The sequence below is a fragment of the Agrobacterium tumefaciens genome, assembly GCF_009649785.1.
Taxonomy (GTDB): domain Bacteria; phylum Pseudomonadota; class Alphaproteobacteria; order Rhizobiales; family Rhizobiaceae; genus Agrobacterium; species Agrobacterium tumefaciens.
The window spans coordinates 105776-124466 of sequence record NZ_WJOK01000015.1 but is presented as its reverse complement, the minus strand read 5'-3'; the positions used below and the strand labels follow the sequence as shown (position 1 = coordinate 124466).

At 56.6% G+C, this 18691-nt stretch carries 21 protein-coding genes; 19 read left to right on the top strand and 2 right to left on the bottom strand.

What is annotated here, in order from left to right:
* Nucleotide 1: 1 nt before the first annotated feature.
* From GH784_RS17115 to virB11, 12 genes are read left to right on the top strand one after another with little or no spacing between them, the layout of a single operon-like run.
* Entirely contained in the window at nucleotides 2-691 is a 690-nt protein-coding gene (locus tag GH784_RS17115; RefSeq protein ID WP_035200926.1) for a lysozyme family protein, read from the top strand.
* Nucleotides 688-987: a TrbC/VirB2 family protein gene (locus GH784_RS17110; protein ID WP_035200925.1), complete on the top strand. Its 300-nt coding sequence runs from the start codon at nucleotides 688-690 to the stop codon at nucleotides 985-987. Before GH784_RS17115 ends, GH784_RS17110 begins: the two co-directional genes overlap by 4 nt.
* A 2-nt stretch (nucleotides 988-989) precedes the next feature.
* Nucleotides 990-1331, top strand: coding sequence for a VirB3 family type IV secretion system protein (locus GH784_RS17105; RefSeq protein WP_013637408.1), 342 nt, complete (start codon nucleotides 990-992; stop codon nucleotides 1329-1331).
* Nucleotides 1324-3705: a VirB4 family type IV secretion/conjugal transfer ATPase gene (locus GH784_RS17100; RefSeq protein WP_013637409.1), complete on the top strand. Its 2382-nt coding sequence runs from the start codon at nucleotides 1324-1326 to the stop codon at nucleotides 3703-3705. The genes GH784_RS17105 and GH784_RS17100 overlap by 8 nt, the downstream gene beginning before the upstream one ends.
* Nucleotides 3705-4403, top strand: a complete 699-nt coding sequence (gene virB5, locus GH784_RS17095; RefSeq protein WP_112153474.1) for a P-type DNA transfer protein VirB5 — start codon at nucleotides 3705-3707, stop codon at nucleotides 4401-4403. Before GH784_RS17100 ends, virB5 begins: the two co-directional genes overlap by 1 nt.
* Nucleotides 4400-4633: an EexN family lipoprotein gene (locus GH784_RS17090; protein WP_003517253.1), complete on the top strand. Its 234-nt coding sequence runs from the start codon at nucleotides 4400-4402 to the stop codon at nucleotides 4631-4633. Before virB5 ends, GH784_RS17090 begins: the two co-directional genes overlap by 4 nt.
* A gap of 4 nt (nucleotides 4634-4637) precedes the next feature.
* Complete coding sequence (locus GH784_RS17085) at nucleotides 4638-5573, top strand: TrbL/VirB6 family protein (protein ID WP_013637412.1); 936 nt, start codon at nucleotides 4638-4640, stop codon at nucleotides 5571-5573.
* A 35-nt stretch (nucleotides 5574-5608) separates the two neighbouring features.
* A complete protein-coding gene (locus GH784_RS17080; RefSeq protein WP_025591470.1) occupies nucleotides 5609-5875 on the top strand; it encodes a hypothetical protein in 267 nt (88 codons plus the stop codon).
* Between the two features lie 3 nt (nucleotides 5876-5878).
* Complete coding sequence (locus tag GH784_RS17075) at nucleotides 5879-6550, top strand: VirB8 family type IV secretion system protein (protein ID WP_003517248.1); 672 nt, start codon at nucleotides 5879-5881, stop codon at nucleotides 6548-6550.
* Nucleotides 6547-7401: a P-type conjugative transfer protein VirB9 gene (virB9, locus tag GH784_RS17070; protein WP_410170281.1), complete on the top strand. Its 855-nt coding sequence runs from the start codon at nucleotides 6547-6549 to the stop codon at nucleotides 7399-7401. The genes GH784_RS17075 and virB9 overlap by 4 nt, the downstream gene beginning before the upstream one ends.
* Before the next feature lie 14 nt (nucleotides 7402-7415).
* Entirely contained in the window at nucleotides 7416-8588 is a 1173-nt protein-coding gene (gene virB10, locus GH784_RS17065) for a type IV secretion system protein VirB10 (RefSeq protein ID WP_153793587.1), read from the top strand.
* Nucleotides 8589-8596: 8 nt separating this feature from the next.
* Nucleotides 8597-9607 carry a P-type DNA transfer ATPase VirB11 gene (virB11, locus tag GH784_RS17060; protein WP_080850391.1) on the top strand — a complete coding sequence of 337 codons (1011 nt, stop codon included), beginning with the start codon at nucleotides 8597-8599 and terminating at the stop codon, nucleotides 9605-9607.
* 342 nt (nucleotides 9608-9949) lie between these two features.
* Here the strand turns inward: virB11 and GH784_RS17055 are convergent, their stop codons facing one another.
* Complete coding sequence (locus GH784_RS17055) at nucleotides 9950-10270, bottom strand: ArsR/SmtB family transcription factor (protein ID WP_025591476.1); 321 nt, start codon at nucleotides 10268-10270, stop codon at nucleotides 9950-9952.
* A 485-nt stretch (nucleotides 10271-10755) separates the two neighbouring features.
* On the opposite strand from GH784_RS17055, the gene GH784_RS17050 reads away from it, so the two are divergent.
* Nucleotides 10756-11715, top strand: a complete 960-nt coding sequence (locus tag GH784_RS17050) for an AraC family transcriptional regulator (RefSeq protein ID WP_013637417.1) — start codon at nucleotides 10756-10758, stop codon at nucleotides 11713-11715.
* A 413-nt stretch (nucleotides 11716-12128) separates the two neighbouring features.
* Here GH784_RS17050 and rnk read toward each other — a convergent pair whose 3' ends face one another.
* The gene (gene rnk / locus GH784_RS17045) at nucleotides 12129-12542 is read right to left on the bottom strand and encodes a nucleoside diphosphate kinase regulator (protein WP_003517236.1); all 414 of its coding nucleotides are present in this window, start codon (nucleotides 12540-12542) and stop codon (nucleotides 12129-12131) included.
* Between the two features lie 519 nt (nucleotides 12543-13061).
* On the opposite strand from rnk, the gene GH784_RS17040 reads away from it, so the two are divergent.
* The 6 genes from GH784_RS17040 to GH784_RS17015 all read left to right on the top strand — a co-directional run bounded on the left by GH784_RS17040 (nucleotide 13062) and on the right by GH784_RS17015 (nucleotide 18396).
* Nucleotides 13062-13487, top strand: a complete 426-nt coding sequence (locus tag GH784_RS17040; protein ID WP_065687585.1) for a GreA/GreB family elongation factor — start codon at nucleotides 13062-13064, stop codon at nucleotides 13485-13487.
* A gap of 181 nt (nucleotides 13488-13668) precedes the next feature.
* Nucleotides 13669-14571: a DMT family transporter gene (locus GH784_RS17035; protein WP_236735657.1), complete on the top strand. Its 903-nt coding sequence runs from the start codon at nucleotides 13669-13671 to the stop codon at nucleotides 14569-14571.
* A gap of 89 nt (nucleotides 14572-14660) precedes the next feature.
* Complete coding sequence (gene gdhA / locus GH784_RS17030; protein ID WP_112153472.1) at nucleotides 14661-16010, top strand: NADP-specific glutamate dehydrogenase; 1350 nt, start codon at nucleotides 14661-14663, stop codon at nucleotides 16008-16010.
* Nucleotides 16011-16074: 64 nt separating this feature from the next.
* Nucleotides 16075-16947, top strand: coding sequence for a hypothetical protein (locus GH784_RS17025; RefSeq protein WP_246670467.1), 873 nt, complete (start codon nucleotides 16075-16077; stop codon nucleotides 16945-16947).
* A gap of 498 nt (nucleotides 16948-17445) precedes the next feature.
* On the top strand, nucleotides 17446-17982 hold the full coding sequence (locus GH784_RS17020; RefSeq protein ID WP_112153470.1) for an NUDIX hydrolase: 537 nt from the start codon (nucleotides 17446-17448) through the stop codon (nucleotides 17980-17982).
* A 207-nt stretch (nucleotides 17983-18189) separates the two neighbouring features.
* Nucleotides 18190-18396, top strand: coding sequence for a hypothetical protein (locus GH784_RS17015; RefSeq protein ID WP_003517225.1), 207 nt, complete (start codon nucleotides 18190-18192; stop codon nucleotides 18394-18396).
* Nucleotides 18397-18691: the final 295 nt, after the last annotated feature.

The window sequence follows — 18691 nt, the reverse complement described above, 5'->3', positions numbered from 1 at the left end:
CATGCCCGTTGTCTTCTCAGATCTTGCGCAGACCTGCGCACCCTTCGTTGCATCGGAGGCTCTTGCGGGTGTGGTCAGCCCCGAAAGCCGGTGCGCTCCGTTCACCATCAGGATCAACAGCCGTGCACCGCTCGGGCGGCAACCTGCGACCAAGGCCGATGTAATCGAAGTCGCCGCATCCTCGGAGGCAACATGCCATGACATACACATTGGTCCCGACGGGGTCGGGCCGGAAGAACTGTGGAGATTGAACCTCTCGATACCAGCCGCTTTCGCTCGCTGCCTTAACCTGAAGGCTCCAGCGACGCCATCCGACGGCTATTGCTGCCTCTCGGTGAAGGAGGGTGCTGACAGTCCCAGGGCCGAGCAGGTGCTGCAATCCTGCTATGGACGTGACGATCCGTCGGTCGGGGGCGTGGTCAACTATGGCGATCAGGTTCGCCGCGAAATCGAACGGCTCGGACCGACAGTGGCTCGATTTACAATCGGCGACACGGGAAAAGGGTTGCAGACAAACGTGTCGGCGAATTCTTCCCAAGCAGACGTCGTTGCCGAAGTGGTGGCGGAAAACACTCCGGGGGAAGCACACGCGATCTCGGCGGCGTCCGCTTGGGACGTCTTCAAGACCCGAAGCCGTTCATCCGTCCTGGTGTTTCAAGACAATCAATTGGAATTGGAGCAGAGTGAATGATAATTAGTTCCCGGATCAGACCCGTCGTCGCCTCGTCCGTCATGGCTGCCGCCATTATAGTGACGATGGTTGAGCCCGCCTTCGCGCAAGCCGCCGGCATCGAAACCGTCCTGCAGAACATCGTCGACATGTTGACGGGAAACATTGCTAAGCTTCTCGCCGTGATTGCGGTCATCGTCATCTGCATCGCCTGGATGTTTGGTTACATGGACCTGAGGCGAGCGGGCTTCTGGATCATCGGAATTGGCGGCATCTTTGGCGCAACCGAACTCGTCAACACCATCGTCGGAGCCTGAAGATGGTGGGCGGACAAACGGTTCTCGAAGAAGACACACTCTTCATCGCGTGTACGCGTCCCGCGATGATTGCCGGTGTCACGATGGAGGCGATGGGCTTCAACATCATGGTCACGACGATCCTCTACATCGTCGCCGGATCTATCGCCTACGCGTTCGTCGGCATCGTTTTCCATCTCATCTTCAAAGCGCTCGTCAAGCACGATCACAACATGTTCCGCATCCTGCTCGCCTGGGTCGAGACACGCGGCCGTTCACGCAACGGTGCCTATTGGGGCGGGGCAACACTTTCCCCTCTGAGGCTGACACGCCGCTTCGACGAAAGGGATATTGGAATTGCCTGACATCGCCACCCTTAGATCACGCGAACTCACGCCAGAGGCTTTTATCCCTTACGTGCGGCACATCGACGAGACGACAATCGCGCTCGAGTCCCGGACACTCATGGTCATGGTCGCGCTCGCAGGCGTATCGTTCGAAACTGCTGATCTGCTCGACATCAACGCGCTCCATCGCGACCTCAACACGCTCTATCGAAATATTGCCGATGAGCGGCTCGCGATCTGGACCCATCTCATTCGGCGCAGGGATAGCGACTATCCGGGCGGAACGTTCGCAACGCCATTCTCCGCCTCGCTCAACGAGAAATACCGGGAACGCATGGCGCGCGAACACCTTTTCCGCAACGATCTCTATCTGACCGTCCTTTGGTCGCCAGCGCGTGGCCCTGCAGACAAGGCGGGGAAGCTGCTGTCGTACCTTCGACGGTCAAAACGACTCGATATGGAGCTGGATGAAGAGGCTCTGAAACAGCTTAAGGACAAGGTCGTCAACGTAGTGGCGGGCTTGAGGCGCTTTGAGCCAAGGGTCCTTTCTCTTTACGAACAGGAAGGCATGCTCTTCTCTGAACCGAGCGAGGTGCTACACCAGCTCGTCGGCGGGAGGCGCGAGCGTGTGCCGCTTACCGAAGGTCGCGTCGCCTCGGCAATTTACTCTGATCGCGTAATCATAGGTCGGGAAACGATCGAGATCCGGCATGAGGCAGAAAGCCGCTTTGCCGGCATGCTGAGCTTCAAGGAATATCCAGCCCGCACCAGGACAGGCATGCTGGACGGAGTTCTAAACAGTCCGTTTGAGCTCATTCTCTCACAGTCGTTCTGCTTTGTGTCGAAGGCGGACGCTCGCGTCATCATGGGGCGTAAGCAAAACCAGTTGGTGAGCAGCGGCGACAAGGCGGCTTCGCAAATCGATGAACTTGACGATGCGATGGACGACCTGGAGTCCAACCGCTTCGTGATCGGCGAGCATCACCTGACACTCTCCGTCTTTGCGACCACGTTAAAGGAATTGACCGACAATCTGGCAAAGGTTCGCGCCAGCCTGACCAATGGCGGGGCTGTCGTTGCGCGCGAGGATCTTGGTCTCGAAGCGGCATGGTGGGCGCAACTTCCGGGCAATTTTCGTTACCGCGCGCGCTCAGGCGCGATCAGCTCGAAGAATTTCGCAGCATTGTCACCGTTCCATTCCTATCCGATCGGACAGAAGGACGGCAATGAGTGGGGACCCGCCGTCGCCCTGCTGAAGACCGCTTCAGGCTCGCCCTACTACTTCAATCTCCATTATGGCGATCTGGGCAACACCTTCATGTGCGGTCCGTCGGGAGCGGGCAAAACCGTGATTGTCAATTTCATGCTGTCACAGCTCGAGAAACACGACCCGCACGTGGTGTTCTTCGACAAGGATCGCGGCGCGGACCTTTATGTTCGCGCCGCCGGAGGCACCTACCTGCCGCTGAAGAACGGGGTCCCCACCGGCTGCGCTCCCTTAAAGGCCCTCAACCTGACGCCGGAGAACAAGGTGTTCCTGGCGCGCTGGATCGGCAAGCTTGTGGGTTCAGGGGCGCGGGAACTGACTGTCACCGAACTTCGCGACATCTCCGGCGCGATCGACGGCCTTGCCGACCTGCCCGCTGAGCGACGGACAATAGGGGCGCTGCGGGCTTTCCTCAACAATACGGATCCAGAAGGTATCGCGGCGAGGCTCCGCCGGTGGGAGGAGGGAGGGCCGCTCGGCTGGGTCTTCGACAATGTCATCGAAGATATCGGATTTGGCGATTTCGGCGGATCAGGGAAGTTCATCGGCTACGACATGACCGACTTCCTCGACAACGAGGAAATTCGCACACCGCTGATGGCCTATCTCTTCCATCGCGTCGAGCAGATGATCGATGGCCGCCGGATCATCATCGTCATCGACGAATTCTGGAAGGCGCTACAGGACGAGGGGTTCCGCGATCTTGCGCAAAACAAGCTGAAGACCATCCGCAAACAAAATGGGTTGATGCTGTTTGCCACGCAAAGCCCACGCGACGCGCTGAACTCGCCAATCGCGCACACGATCATCGAGCAATGCCCGACACAGATCTTCCTGCCCAACTCGCGCGGCAACCATGCCGACTATGTCGATGGATTCAAGCTCACCGAGCGCGAATACGAATTGATAGCGCGCGAGCTTTCCGTTGAAAGCCGGAGGTTCGTGTTGAAGCAAGGACACAACAGCGTCGTTGCCGAGCTCGATCTCAACGGCTTCGATGACGAGCTCGCCATCCTCTCCGGCCGGACCGCCAATGTCGAACTTCTCGACGCGATCCGCGCGGAGGTTGGAGACGACGTCGAGAACTGGCTTCCCATTTTCCAACAGCGAAGGAGTGCTAGCTGATGACTTCCTATCGACTTCATGGCGTACTGCTCAGCGCGGTGCTCATGCTTGCTGCTGAAGGCGCGTCAGGGCAGGGGATTCCTGTCAACGATCAGGCTGCGATTGCCAAGCAGATCGAGAGCATCGCGCAGCTCAAGTCGCAACTCGACGCGCTCAATGAGCAGATCGGCCAGGCTCGGCAGCTTTATGGCTCGCTCAACAAGCTGACCGATATGGCGGATGTCGCCGAGGTTCTCAACGATCCGGCGATCCGCAAGGCGCTTCCCTCCGACTTCGCTGCCATCAAGGGATTGCTCAAAGGCAACGGTACCGGCGTGTTCGGTGATTCCGCCTCAAGGTTTCTGGAAGGTAACTCGACCTACCGCACTGACGCCGATGATTTCTACGCTCAGGAATTGTCCCGGCTTCAGAACAAGAATGCCGGGCAAATGAGCCTTGGTGAGCAAATCTACGATGCCGCGACCAAGCGCATCAACGGGATTGATCAGCTGCGGGGAAAGATTTCCACGGCTGGCGACGCCAAAGAGATTGCCGACCTGCAGGCTCGGCTGCAGGCCGAACAGGCATTTCTTCAGACCGACGTCCTGCGGATGGAGGGGCTGAGGATGGTGCAGCAGGCGCAGAACCAGGTCGACGAACAGCGCAAGGCGGAGGACTGGCGCCAACGGATGGACAATATGAAGGCGGCGCTGCAGTGAAGTGCACCCTCATCGTCCTTTCCCTGGTGCTCTTGTCGGCTTGTTCGCAAGAGGCGGAGCGAACTCATACGGTGGACGAGTTCGTCGCCGACACCGAATTGCTGTCCCGTACGATTACCGAGTGCCGCAACAACCCGGGTGCATTGCGCCAGACGCCCAATTGCCAGAACGCGGAAGCGGCCGAGGTTAAGCTCCGGCTCCAGAACATGCGCAAGGCATTGGGAGGCTGACCAAATGTACCAGGTGTTTGAGTTTATCGACGGTCAGTTCAAGCGGCCGTTGGAGACTTTCGTCTCGGATGGGACGTCGAACATAGCAGAATGGGTCGCTGGTCCGTTGACGGTGGCAGTGACCCTCTACGTCGTCCTCTACGGCTATCTCATCCTTCGGGGCTCGGTCCAGGAACCTATCCTTGACTTCGCCTTCCGCGCGATGAAGCTCGCGATCATAGTGATGCTGGTGAAGAACGCCGGCGAATATCAGACCTATGTCACAAACATCTTCTTCGATGTTTTGCCACGCGAGATCGCTCAGGCGCTGAATGCAGGTACGGCGCCGAGTGCCAGCACCTTTGACAGTCTGCTCGACAAGGGCCAGGCCTCTGCGACCGATATCTGGACCAGGGCTTCCTGGCCGATTGACATCGTCACAGGTGTGGGCGGCATCATGGTGATCGGCGTCAGCTTTCTGGTGGCGGGGATCGGTTATGTTGTTTCCCTTTATGCACGGTTGGCGCTGGCGATCGTCCTGGCGATCGGGCCGATTTTCATTGCGCTTGCCATGTTTCAATCGACGCGCCGTTTTACCGAGTCCTGGATCGGGCAGCTCGCAAACTTCGTGATCCTTCAGGTCCTTGTCGTTGCCGTCGGTTCGCTTTTGATCTCCTGCCTGGACTCGAGCTTCACCGCAATCGACAGCTACAGCGACGTCCTTATGCGCCCTATTGCTTTTTGTGCCATCGGGATAGCTGCCCTGTACATATTCTACCAGCTACCTGGCATTGCATCGGCGCTGGCGTCTGGCGGCGCCTCGCTGGTCTATGGTTACACGACCGCACGCGATGCGCATGAAGGCATGCTGGCCAGAGCAGCCTCCCACACCGGCCGGATGATCGGTCGCGGTGCTCGGTTTGCTCGCCGCGCCTTCGGATCAAGAAATGCCGGCGTATGACACCCAGTCCAGAACATTAGATAAAGGCCTGCTGAATGATTAAGCCTGCCCTGTTGATCGTCTTTTCAGCCACGCTTGTCGGCTGCGCTTCGATGACCTACCCATTGCCGAACTGCGACGGCTATTCGCGCCGCCCATTGAACCGCTCGATGTGGGACTGGGAGGGCGGCAGCAAGCTGAAACAGCAGCAATCCAACACGAGTTCGTCCACGTCCCTCACACCTTTCGTAAAAGAGGCCAGCGAGACTTCCGCTTTTGCGCATCTGGACATCGACGGTTCCTATCGCCGTTGTGAGGGATGAAACATGGTGACGACAGATAATCTCAAGAGCTACTTCGACAAAGCACGTCGTTTCGACCAGGACCGGATGATCCAGGTCGAGCGATCGAACAGGATTGCCTGGTCGATCGCCATAGTTTCAGGCATTGTCGCCGCTGTAGCCGTCTTCGCGGTCGCGTGTCTCACACCCCTCAAGACGGTTGAACCCTTTGTGGTGCGCGTCGACAATTCGACCGGCATTGTCGACGTCGTGTCAGCGCTGACATCGACGGCTGGCACCTACGATGAGGCGGTGACGAAATATTTCGCTGCAAAATATGTCCGGGCCCGCGAGGGTTACGTCTGGAGTGAAGCACAGGAAAATTTCCGCACCATCGCCCTCTTGTCGACGCAAGCGGAGCAAACGCGTTTCGCGGCCCTCTACCGTGGCAGCAACCCGCAATCGCCCCAGAATACTTATGGTCGCGGGGCTACAGCAAGGATCGATATCGCTTCAATCTCCCTCATCAATCAGAATGTCGTTTCCGTACGCTACATGCGAACCATCACGCGTGGCGAGGAAGTACGAACGACCCATTGGGTTGCGTCGATCACCTATTCCTACGCGAACGCTCCGATGTCCTCGACGGACCGGCTCGTAAACCCGCTCGGCTTCGTCGTCAGCGAGTATCGCGCTGATCCGGAGGAGGTGAGATGATGCGCATCCCTCGAATTCCTGCACTCATCGTGACCCTTTCGATGTCGCCGGCGTTTGCGCTTGAGATACCCCGAGGTGCCTCGCAAGACAGTCGTGTCCGGTTCGTGAACTACCAACCCTACAACATCACGCGGGTGGTCGGCACTCTGCGGTCATCCGTACAGGTCGAGTTCGCGGCGGACGAGGAAATCGCCCATGTCGCGCTCGGCAATAGCGTCGCCTGGGAAGTTGCGCCGGCCGGCAACATCCTGTTCCTGAAGCCACGCGAGAGCCAGCCGGTGACGAATATTTCCGTGGTTACGACGCGCAGGGATGGCTCGACCCGCAGCTACCAGATGGAACTGACGGCGCGCGATGGCTCCGTAGAGGCTGGCCAAAACACCTACTTCTACGTGAAGTACAGGTATCCAGGCGATGACGCCGAGCTTCGCCGCCAGCAGGCAGCGTCGAGGGCTCTCGCGGCCCAGGCGAAGGACGCCGACAATGTGCTGGCGCTTCACGAAGCCTATGGCCCTCGAAACTGGCGCTATTCTTCTCAGGGATCGCAGGCACTGGAGCCGCAAAGCGTCTACGACAACGGCACGATTACAACGTTTGCCTTTGTGGGTAACCAGGAAATGCCCGCAATCTATATGGAGAACTCCGACGGCTCCGAAAGCCTTGTTCCGAAGTCGGTCGATGGAGATCTGGTGATGGTGCACGCGATCAGCCGCAAGTTCATCCTGCGTCGGGGCAAGGATGTGCTCTGCGTCTTCAACGAAGCCTACGACCGCGTCGGTATCAATCCTGACACCAACACAACGTCTCCTTCGGTGGAGCGCGTCGTGAAGCGCGATGTTACCGGGCGATAGGGAAGGGAACAGTCATGGCTCAGGAAGACGAGGATCGCATCCCCGGAGAGCGTGCCGAAACCGTCACCAGTCGTCAGATCGACAACAGCCCTCTCTTGAAACGCGGCGCTGTTGCCATTGCGATCATCGCGTTTGTCAGCTTCGCGCTTTGGTCGACGACGGGAAAGAAGGGAAGGGATGAAAATCTTCAGCCCGAACGGATCATTATTCGTCAGACGACCCCCTTCGAGGCCGCAAAAGAGAAAGTTGAACCGGACCAGGCGCTCCCTGAAGTAAAATTGCCAACGCCTGTCGTCGAACCGGTCATTGAAGAGCAGGATAAGCTGCTCGATTCCGCCCGCCGCGCGCCCGTGATGGCCTTCAGTGGAGGGCAGAGGAATCGGAAAGAGCTGAGGGAAAGCGACAGCTCTTATCCTTCCGACAACAGTAATTTCGTGCCGCTCGACAACAATATGTCTGTTCAGAACCAGCAAAACAATGAGCAGCATCGTTTCGATGGCCTGCTGCGGCCAACGCGGCTTGAAGGCTCAAGGGCCGGTACACTCGGAAACCGCAATTTCATCGTCGCGATGGGAACGACCATTCCCTGCGTTCTTGAAACCGCGTTAGCATCCGACCAGCCGGGATTTACCACTTGTGTGATCAACCGCGATGTTCTCTCTGACAATGGCAGGGTGGTCTTGATGGAAAAGGGCACGCAGGTTGTCGGCGAATATCGTGGAGGGCTTCAACGCGGGCAAAAGCGCCTGTTCATTCTCTGGAATCGCGCGAAAACGCCGAAGGGCGTTATCGTCACTCTCGCATCACCAGCAACCGACGCACTGGGTCGTGCCGGTGTCGACGGCCATGTCGACACCCATTGGTGGGAGCGGTTCGGCAGCGCTCTTCTGCTTTCCATTGTCGGGGACGCGACGAACTATGCAAGCAGTCGGCTGCAGGACAGCGATGTCGACGCGCAAAAAACAACGAGTGCCAGTCAACAGGCGGCCGCCATCGCGGTCGAGCAGTCCATCAATATCCCGCCGACACTCAATAAGCACCAAGGTGAACCGGTTTCGATCTTTGTCGCTCGCGATCTCGACTTTTCCGGCATCTACGGTCTTCGGGTGACCGAACCCAGAAACCGCGTTTTCGATCGTGCAGTCCTGGGGGATTTCGCGCCACGATCGACGCTCCTAACGAAATAGAGCGCGAAATGTCAGAGAGGCAAGAATCGGCTGTCGTCAGCGAGCTGTTGAAGCCGTTTTCGACATTCCTTCAGGACAAGTCTCTCCTAGAGGTGATTGTCAATCGGCCCGGGCAGGTGTTGACGGAAGGTCCCGGTGGGTGGCGGACCTATGAAATGCCGGAGCTGACCTTCGAAAAGCTCATGCGTCTTGCCCGGGCAGTCGCAAGTTTTTCCCATCAGTCGATTGATGAGACGCGTCCAATATTGTCGGCGACGCTACCCGGGAACGAACGAATCCAGATCGTCATCCCCCCGGCGACCATCAATGACACTGTCAGCATGACAATCCGCAAGCCTTCCTCGGTCGACTTCAGTCTTGATGATCTGGAGGAAAAGGGATTTTTCCAGACAGCGTGCGCAGCGACCAGTACCTCCTCCTCCGCGCAGGATGAGGAACTGTGTGAAACATATCGTGCCGGCCGTTTTAAGGATTTCCTGCGGCAGGCCGTCATCGCTCGAAAAAACATCATCATTTCTGGCGCCACAGGTTCGGCGAAAACGACGCTTTCCAAAGCATTGATCAAGCATATTCCCGAAAACGAGAGGGTCATTTCAATCGAGGACACTCCCGAGCTCGTTATCTCACAACCGAACCACGTGCGCTTGTTCTACTCGAAAGGACGGCAGGGGCTTTCGCGTGCCGGACCGAAAGAGCTTCTCGAATCCTGTCTTCGTATGCGGCCGGATAGGATTCTGCTTCAGGAGCTTCGCGATGGGACGGCCTTTTATTATATCCGGAACGTGAATTCGGGCCATCCTGGCTCAATAACCACGGTCCATGCGAACTCGGCCGAATTGGCTTTTGAGCAACTGGTCCTGCTCGTTAAGGAGTCGCAGGGCGGCGCAGGCCTGGACCGGGCCGACATCGTGGCTTTTTTGAAGGCGAGTATCGATATCGTTGCTCAGTGCAGGCGACACAAAGGAAACTTTCGGCTGTCTGAGGTGTATTTCAGGAGTGAGTGTAGAGCCACGGAATAGCAAACTGAGCGACTTACGGAGTTCCGAGGTGCGGATTGTGGTCCTGATGTTTCTTGTTGGGTGTGTCTCCGTAAAGAGCGCCGAAAGCAGCACGGTAACCGTGTAAGTCGATAAGCGTAGTACACCTTAAGGCAACTCTGACGTATGCCTGCAAGATCCTCGTTGTCACTCATCCATGGAGTGTCGATCACAGATCAGGCGACAGCGGACAATATGCGGTCGGACAACCGCTTACAATACATCAAGAAAACAGTCTAAAGCGGCGAGGAATCTTGACTGGCCAGCCAGTCCAATCCAGTGAAGCCATCCATAACGTTACCAGCTTCATGCGCCGGGGCGAATTTATCGCCCGCTTGGCGCAGCAGCCGGAGACACAGGCGGCTGCTCGCGGAAAATCGCTTCCAAAGTAGCTAAAATACGCCGCACGGCATCGGAATGGCTGAAATAGTAGATCACCTGCGCTTCACGGCGGGTTTGTACGACGTTTGCATTGCGCAGCTTGGCGAGGTGTTGCGACAAGGCTGATTGGCTGAGGCCAACCCGGTGTGCCAGCTCACCAACCGGAATTTCGGCGTCAACGAGAATCCGCAGTATTGCGAGCCTTTTCGGGTTTTCCATCGCCGCTAAAAGCTTGGAGGCCGAAATAATTGATTGCTCATCCAGACATCTCTGTATCAAATCCGTATCCAAACCACTTTATGTCGCGGACGTTTAGGCCATAATCCTTGGCTAAGCCATTCGACGTGAACCTTTTTTAGAGGTTTAGAGCCGCGACCGGTAAGGCGCCAATGTTTATAATTAAGAATAGTCGAAAACTCTCACTCTCAAAAGGCGCGTGAAGCCGATGAGCCACCTGTAAAGTGCAGGTGTGTTTCTGAGGTGCAATTTTTTTGCGACTATTGCCAGCGTGCCGGACAAATGTCCTCTGAACCGTTCACTAGACATTGAGAACGTCTTCCGCAACGCAGAGGCTGATTGCAAGCATGACTGATTACGACCGAAATGGAGCAATACCCTCGGTTGATTCCCAGATCTAAATGATGCCGCACCGTTGGTTATTATAGGGACATATGATGCCATTTCAGGTGATTTGAGTTGGTACCTAATGCGCTTTTTATCACGTCAACCTGTGTTGGGATGTGCGGGAAATGTCGGACGGGCTGTACAAAAAGCTCAAGATCTCGTCGAGAGATATTGGGGAAGTCGAAGAGTATCTGAGTGAGGCGTATGCTCCCGTCGCTGTCATGCCACTGGGCTCACACGACAACTACGGGGTCACCGGTCAACTGGCCGTAATCGATGAAGTATTCTTCGAATGGTCGGCGACCATAGGTTCGTATCGCGTTACTCCCATTGCGATGTTCGACGCTGTTCTGTTTAATTTCGCGAGCAAGGGAGCGACCGAATATGACTTCCGGGGTGAAAGGCTATCGATTGCGGCTAATCAGGTCATTGGCTACCGGCACGCCGATAGCGTGGATGTCCTTGATGGTAGCGAACATTCAACAGTCGTTATCTCAGACGCTCTATTATCAAGACGCATGTCGATATTGCTCGATCGGCCTGTGGTTCAGCCGATCGAATTTAGCAAACGCGCTCTGGATCATGGCAAACTCGAAGGGCTTCCGGCTCTTGTTCAAATGCTGAACGGTTCACCGTTACAAGGAATTGCCAGGTCATTGAATAAGCAGTCTCCGAGTATGGGTAATCTGATCGTTGACAGTTTTCTTCTAAACTATCCGAACAACTACACGCAAAAACTTGAGGCGCCTGTGCCCGTCATTGCTCCACGACAAGTCCGTCGAGCGATTGATTATATCCATGCGCACCCAGCGGCTAGAAGCTCTCCTGAACTCTTGGCGGGCCTGAGCGGGGTCAGTGTTCGTTCTTTGCAATATTCCTTTTTGAACTGCGTGGGACAAACAATAAGTGAGTATCAGCTTGCTCTGCGCCTTCAAAAAGCTCGCGACGAGATCGATCGGAATAAGGATCGGTCCGTAAAGGAGATTTCTCAGGCGTGGGGATTTGCAACCCAAAGTGCCTTCACCCAGAGCTTCAAAAAAGCATTTGGGGTCAGCCCATCTCAACACCGGAAGGGCGAACTTTAGGCGCTGGATCGTCCATGGCATTTATCCGCCTCGTTTTTCGGCGTGGCAATGGCGTTGCAGGATGTGTGACATCAGTCAAGCATAACCATCTGAGCCGCCACCTGCTCCTCGAACAACTTCGAGAAAGAGGTGATGGGTGCCGAAACGATTGCGCTTCTAGTAGCTCATTCAGATATTCAGGTGATGTTCATTCACGTTGAAACGCAAGGCGGTATGCATGGATCGAAGCTTGCCGGGTCATCCAGGGACAGATGGCCAACCAAGGGAGTGGAAGATGAAGCTCTCTGGCATCGATTGGGATCGCAATAGTCGCGATTACTCGCGACGTTTGAATTGTGACCTCGTCAATCGGTGGATGCGGACGGTCGCCGTCAATTTGTAAACGGGTTCTCGTATCATCCGGAATGAGGGTCTTAAGAGGCGTTGACCGTTAAGTCGGCCATCACCTCAAGGACGGTCAACTTGTGTGAATGCCCGTCACGGCCCTTCCACTCGATCTGCTGTCCGGGAGAAAGACCAAGAAGAGCAGCTCCAATCGGGGTCAGCACGCTGACCATTGAGCGTTCGATGTCGGCGAGGCCGGGGTAACAAAGAGTTACCGTCCTTCTGGCTCCGCCTTCCGTCAGGTAGGATACCGTCGATCCGACCGCCACTGCGTCTGCGGGGAACTGGTCATCCTCTACGACATCAGCACGCTCAAGTTCGATAAGCAACTTCTCGGCATCGTCGAGGTCGCGCCCCGGTGCCGCCAGTGCAAGAGCGGTCAGACGAGCGTGGTCAGTCTGCCGGACGATGATGGACGGCTTTGTGTAATCAGTGGTGTTCATTTCATATGCCTCGTACCGCGGCCGAATAGCTGCGTTTTAAAAAGACTGCTTGTGGAGGGTGAGGTCGCGCAATCCCGCAGGATCAAAGCCCGGGTTCAGACGCGCGACAGCAGTCTACGTCCCGGGCTAGTATCCTTCGACGGGATACTCTCGGCAGAGGCGAAATTTATGTGAATTGCCAATTTTCAACATGGTGCCCTAATCATGGCATGCCTGAGGGGGAAGTCAAGAAGCGCTCCGTGAGACGCTGCCCGGCGCTTTTGATCTCGGCAAGTGCCCTTGACTTCATGGCACCTTCCATAAATGCTAGGTTGATGTTGAACGAGAGCAAAAGACGCGCAGTGAGCGCTTTCAGGGTCTGCCCCATCGCAGGATCGTAACCGGGTCCGGCCACTGTCGCCTGCCGGATCCAGAGTGGCTACGTCAACACGTTCGCCTTACCATCTGCGGCAAGTCTCTCTTCAAACAAGTCAACGCCCTTCCTCTAGCGATGGGGTTGTTGCGCAGGTCACAATAAACATGTCTTCACTCAGCCAAACCATGCCCATAATCGGGGCAACAGACTTTCACACACTTAGCCGCCTGACGCTCGTGGCCCTGACCAATGATTTCGACGTCGGCCCCGACTTGAGTGAGAAGCTGGAAAACTCCTGGGTCTTGGCAGACGAACAGGTCTCGCTCGACACGGTCTGCCTAGGATCAACTGTCTCGTATGATGTAGAGGGGCAGCAACGCCAGGTTACCCTTGTTCTCCCGAATGAAGTGCTGGCAGACGCGGGCCGCTTGTCTGTATTGACGCCTGTTGGCGTGGCGCTCTTGGGCCTTAAGCCCGGGCAGCGCGGCGAGTGGAATTCTCGCGATGGACACAGACATCAATTGACTGTCGTCCGGGTCGGCCGTGCCGGTGAAAGACGAGCAGCCGCGGAAGCCTTCAGCCACCTCTGAACGCGATGATATCGACGCAAGAAAGGTCTGCAGGACCGGATGTCTGCGCTTGCTTGCGCACGTTCCTCCGCCCTTTGAACGCACCAACAACATCTGTTTCGTATGGTGCTTCAGATGTTTGGCCAACAAAAGTGGACCAAGGCTTCCTCTATTGCGGCAGCACAAGCTGTCCGGAGCAATCATGGAAAAAGACACACATTTTACTGGAATGCGGGGGCGGGCAGGTTTTGCGCAGGGACTTGGCTGGATGGCGCTGAGCATGGCGTCCTTCATAAGCATGGCTGTCGGGTCTCGCGAGCTCGCATCGACCTTGTCGATCAGACAGGTGCTGTTTTTCCGGGCTCTCGTCGGTCTCGGCGTAATTTTGCTGGTGGGACGGTCACTCCTGCCGCAGATCCTTCAGAAGAAACTGTTTCCAAGGCATCTCGCCCGAAACGTCGTTCACTTCACCGCCCAGTATTTCTGGACCATTGGCGTGGTCTCTCTCCCACTGGCCTCGGTCTTTGCACTCGAATTTACGATGCCGATCTGGGTCGCATTTTTCGCCTGGCTTTTTCTCAAGGAGCAGCTAACCGGGCCTCGGCTTCTCGCAACCCTTGGCGGTTTCATCGGTGTTCTGGTGATAGTGCGTCCAGGATTCGGCGTCATTGATCCGGCTGCTGGTTTAGTGCTGCTGGCGGCCGCCGGCTATGGGCTTTCCTTAATTCTCGTCAAGCAGCTCACGAAAGAATGCTCACCAGCAATCATCGTGGTCTGGATGATCCTCATTCAACTGCCGCTGGGACTGCTGGCCGCGTTGACGGACTGGAGGGACGTTAGCCTGTCCGATATTCCGTGGATGATGGTTGCCGGCGTTGGTGCCTTGAGTGCGCATTACTGCCAGGCACAGGCGCTTAAGCGCCTCGATGCATCTGTCATCATGCCTATCGACTTTTTGCGTGTACCCATGGCTGCGGTCGTCGGGTTCTACGCTTACGGAGAAGGCGTAGACGCCTGGGTCGTCATCGGCGGATGCATAATCCTGCTGTCGAACTTCCAGGCGATGATGTCCGAGCGAGTGAGGTCAAAGAACCCCGATGTCTGACGAGCCAAGGCAGTCACCCTCGCCGGCAGTGATCAGGCTGCCTTGCCCATGCCGATCTTCCTTAAGCTATTAAAAAAACGGAGTATTTGATGGTTCACGTCGACGAAAAACTCGAACCCATTCTCAACGAAGTCTTGCGCCGAAACGCAGGAGAGTTCGAGTTCCACCAGGCCGTGCGCGAAGTCCTGGAGAGCCTTGGAAGAGTCATTGCTAAACATCCGCGTTATGCGGAAACCGCCCTTATCGAGCGGATTTGTGAACCGGAGAGGCAGATCATCTTTCGTGTGCCTTGGGTGGATGACAACGGTCAGGTCCAAATCAATCGCGGATTCCGCGTGCAGTTCAACTCTGCTTTGGGTCCCTATAAGGGCGGCATTCGGTTTCATCCCTCGGTCAACGTCGGTATCATCAAGTTCCTCGGATTCGAACAGACGTTCAAGAACGCCTTGACCGGTATGCCCATCGGTGGAGGGAAGGGCGGATCCGACTTCAATCCGCGCGGACGATCTGATGGCGAAATTATGCGCTTTTGTCAGTCGTTCATGACTGAGCTTCATAGACATATTGGCGAATACACCGATGTTCCCGCTGGCGACATCGGTGTCGGCGGTCGTGAGATTGGCTATATGTTTGGCCAGTACAAGAGGCTCACCAATCGATTTGAGGCGGGTGTCCTGACCGGGAAAGCCCTGTTCTATGGCGGTTCGCGCGCTCGCAAAGAAGCGACAGGTTATGGGGCGAGCTACTTTGTGCGCAGGATGCTAGCCTCCAAAGGAATGGACTTTTCAGAAAAGCGTGTATCGGTTTCTGGTTCGGGCAACGTTGCAATTTATACAATGGAAAAAGTAAGCGAGTTCGGCGGGAAGATTGTCGCTTGCTCCGATTCAAACGGTTATGTCGTCGATGAAAGCGGGATTGATTTCGCCCTGGTCAAGGAGATCAAGGAGGTCCGCCGAGGACGCATCTCGGAATACGTGAAGCTCAAGGGGTCGGACGCTTGCTTTGTCGAGGGAGGATCAATCTGGGATGTCCCCTGTGACGTGGCTATGCCCTGTGCAACGCAGAACGAACTGACTGGTAAAGACGCAAAGACGCTCGTCAGAAACAACGTCATCGCGGTGGGAGAAGGTGCAAATATGCCGTCGACTCCCGAGGCTGTAAGGTTGTTTCAGGCGGCAGGCGTCATGTTCGCGCCTGGCAAGGCCGCTAATGCAGGAGGGGTCGCCACGTCTGCTTTGGAAATGCAACAGAACGCTTCCCGTGACAGCTGGACGTTTGAGCAAACGGAGGCGCGCCTCGCAGACATCATGAGTGCGATCCATGATGTCTGCGCGGAAACAGCCGATGAATATGGCGCGCCGGGCGATTACGTCCTTGGTGCAAACATCGCCGGATTTGTTCGGGTCGCGGAAGCTATGGACGCTTTGGGGGTCATCTAGGCGATCACGAGCGGCGGCCCAGCTCGACTCATGCTGTCCTGGAGGAACGCATCGGTGATGATTATTGGACCTCAAGCCAGACCGGAGCCGCTGCGCCTCAAAGCAGGAGCGTCACCCGATCGCACGCGTGCGATCGGGTCGTTCGCCAATTCAGTCGCTCCACTGGTCTTTGTTCTCTTTGTTGAGAACAAGGCGTTTTTCAGAGGTTACCATCTTGTTTCCTGCCCTGCTTGCCAAGCCCAATTTTGGACTTGATCATGCTACTCTGGCTGATGTCGCCGCTATCCTATGTGAGGACGAGGCCTGCCTTGCACCGATTGCTAACGCGGCTAACGAGACGACAGGCGAGCCACGGTGGATTGCTCTGGCTTTAATACATGCACTCTGGCGGAAGGCTGGAGTCGCCCCTCAGGTGATGTCCTCCGTCCTTAAAGCCTGGCCGGAGATAGTGGTATCGCTCGAAGCGGTTATGTGTTTCCGGGGGAATGCGGCCGCCGAAGAGAGCGATCCATTCATGTTCTATCAACCTGTCGCCGCCCACTCGATCCCCGTTGCTGGTCTCGATGAGTACATTGATCTGGTTGAGAACCGATTCATTATCTGGAGGCGTCCCAGCATCGATCGGAAATCTCTGGGAAAAGCAATGGTCGCTGGACGCAGGTCGGAGGATGATGCCACTTATCTTGCCGCCTTAAGATCGCTGCAAGCTCGACCGACATACCAGAGCACCGGGCTTGGCTTTACCGATGGAAGCACGTTCTTCCACAACGAGTGGGGGCGCAACCTAGCTGAGCAGGCGCTCGAATCGTCAGTGCTGTGCAACGACCGGTCAGGTCTGTTGTTCGATAACAGCTATGTCTGCAAAACCTCCATCAATGTCTCGATCGTCGTCCGCGCGTTCAAGCGAAAAGCTCTGGGTCTGACAGTAAGGCTATAAAGTGTCGCAGAGCTTGTTGCCGCTGAGTGAATGTCACGAGGTTCGTTCACGTACGATTTGGCGCGGATGGTCCGACATCATTCCTATCGTGCGGCAAAAGGTCACCTTGCAGTCAACGCGATCCTTGCCCAGATAAGCATCATGAAAACGACCATGAAATCCGTATTTTTCAGGCTTATTGATCAGGCACGTTCCCTAACCCGGAGCTGGCAGCACTGAACCTTTAACGCCGCCATAGACCCAGCCGCTCCGGGAACCACGCAATTGAAAGTGCGGTTCGTTATGCGTCGCTCGCGCGACGTAGCCATGGAGCGTTTTAGTGTCCCACCCTCGCCCCCTTCCAGTCTGCCCTGCCTGCAACCGCCAACTGCCGGGTGCCGCGGCCCGGTGCCCTTGGTGTGAAACCTCCGTTCCACTGAGAGCCGCACGCAAGCCTCATAGTTGCAAGCGCAACGAGTTCCGGCTGCCCTTTCGCTGGCTTGCGGAGACCGCAGGACAATGACACGCGCTACGACAGCAAGCCGGATCGTCTCGTCACCTGATGACAGAGGTCAGTTGCAGCAGGTCGGAGTACTTCCCTGGCGGATCGGGCGCGACGGCCATCGCAAGGTGCTGCTTGTCACGGACCGTGAGCGCGAGCGCTGGATCGTGCCCAATGGCCCGCTCGTGAAAGCATGTCCGCCCCTCGTCATGGCCTCGCGACATGCGTTCAAGGTGGCAGGAATTATTGGCGACATGTCCCCGGCTCCGGTAATGACGCACAGATACATCGAGACCCTCAACGATGGGCCTCAGCTTGTCTGCTGTGTCACGATATTCGGTATGAACGTGCGTGGCACTTTGACCCACTGGCGCGAAAAAGCGCACCGAAAAAGACGATGGTTTTCTCCACAAGCGGCGGCGGACAGGCTGGGTGATATCGCGCTTGCCGATTTTGTACGGAAACTCGATGCAGAGCCGGGGTGCTGGCATGCCCGCCGTCACTCTGGCCGCCTGATCCTGGGGTTGAACGAGCGGCAAGGTTCTGGTGTCTGACATGCCGACGATGGAGCTAACGGGTTTCGCGCTCACCATGCGTTATGTCTTTCCGATCCGAAGGGTTAGTGCCGGACGCTGATTGCCTGGCGCCAATAGTTGCGACCGCGACATTGGCGTCAGGTTTCTCGCAACCCGACACGAAAACTGCGGAGCAAATCTGGCCGCCTGTGCCATGGCATTGCCCGCATTCGGAAAGAAGCAGTCATGACTTTCAGATATATTCACACCCTTCCTATCAGCGGCCCCAACAAGTTGCCTCGTTTCAGGCGGTGGGCTGCCGAAAATATTCCCGGCATTGCCGTCTCTCTGCCGCCCCAGGTACCGGTTAAGAGCGAAGCTCTAACGGTGCGATTGAAATCGGTTGAGGATCGCAACATGCTGATCGCGAAACTGGAGGGCGTCAGCCTCTAGTGATCTCGTGCCCCGCGGCGTACGGCTGATCCGGATCGAGCTGGTGGTGTTCTTTGCCGCGCGGTTCTTGTCGGTCGAGCTATGCCTTACGCCGCGCGGGCGTCGACTTTGGATAAGAACCGAAAGGCGCATTAACCGGCGAAGAGTGCCGTGGCCTCGCTCGCCCAGGGGCATCGAGGTATCTCCACAGATCCAGTCCCACAATCGTGATGACCCGGCGGTCAACAGCGCAGGTGGGACTGGATACTCAACCTTGCGCAAGTGGCAGGCTGCCATCGCCAAACAGCGCGATGGC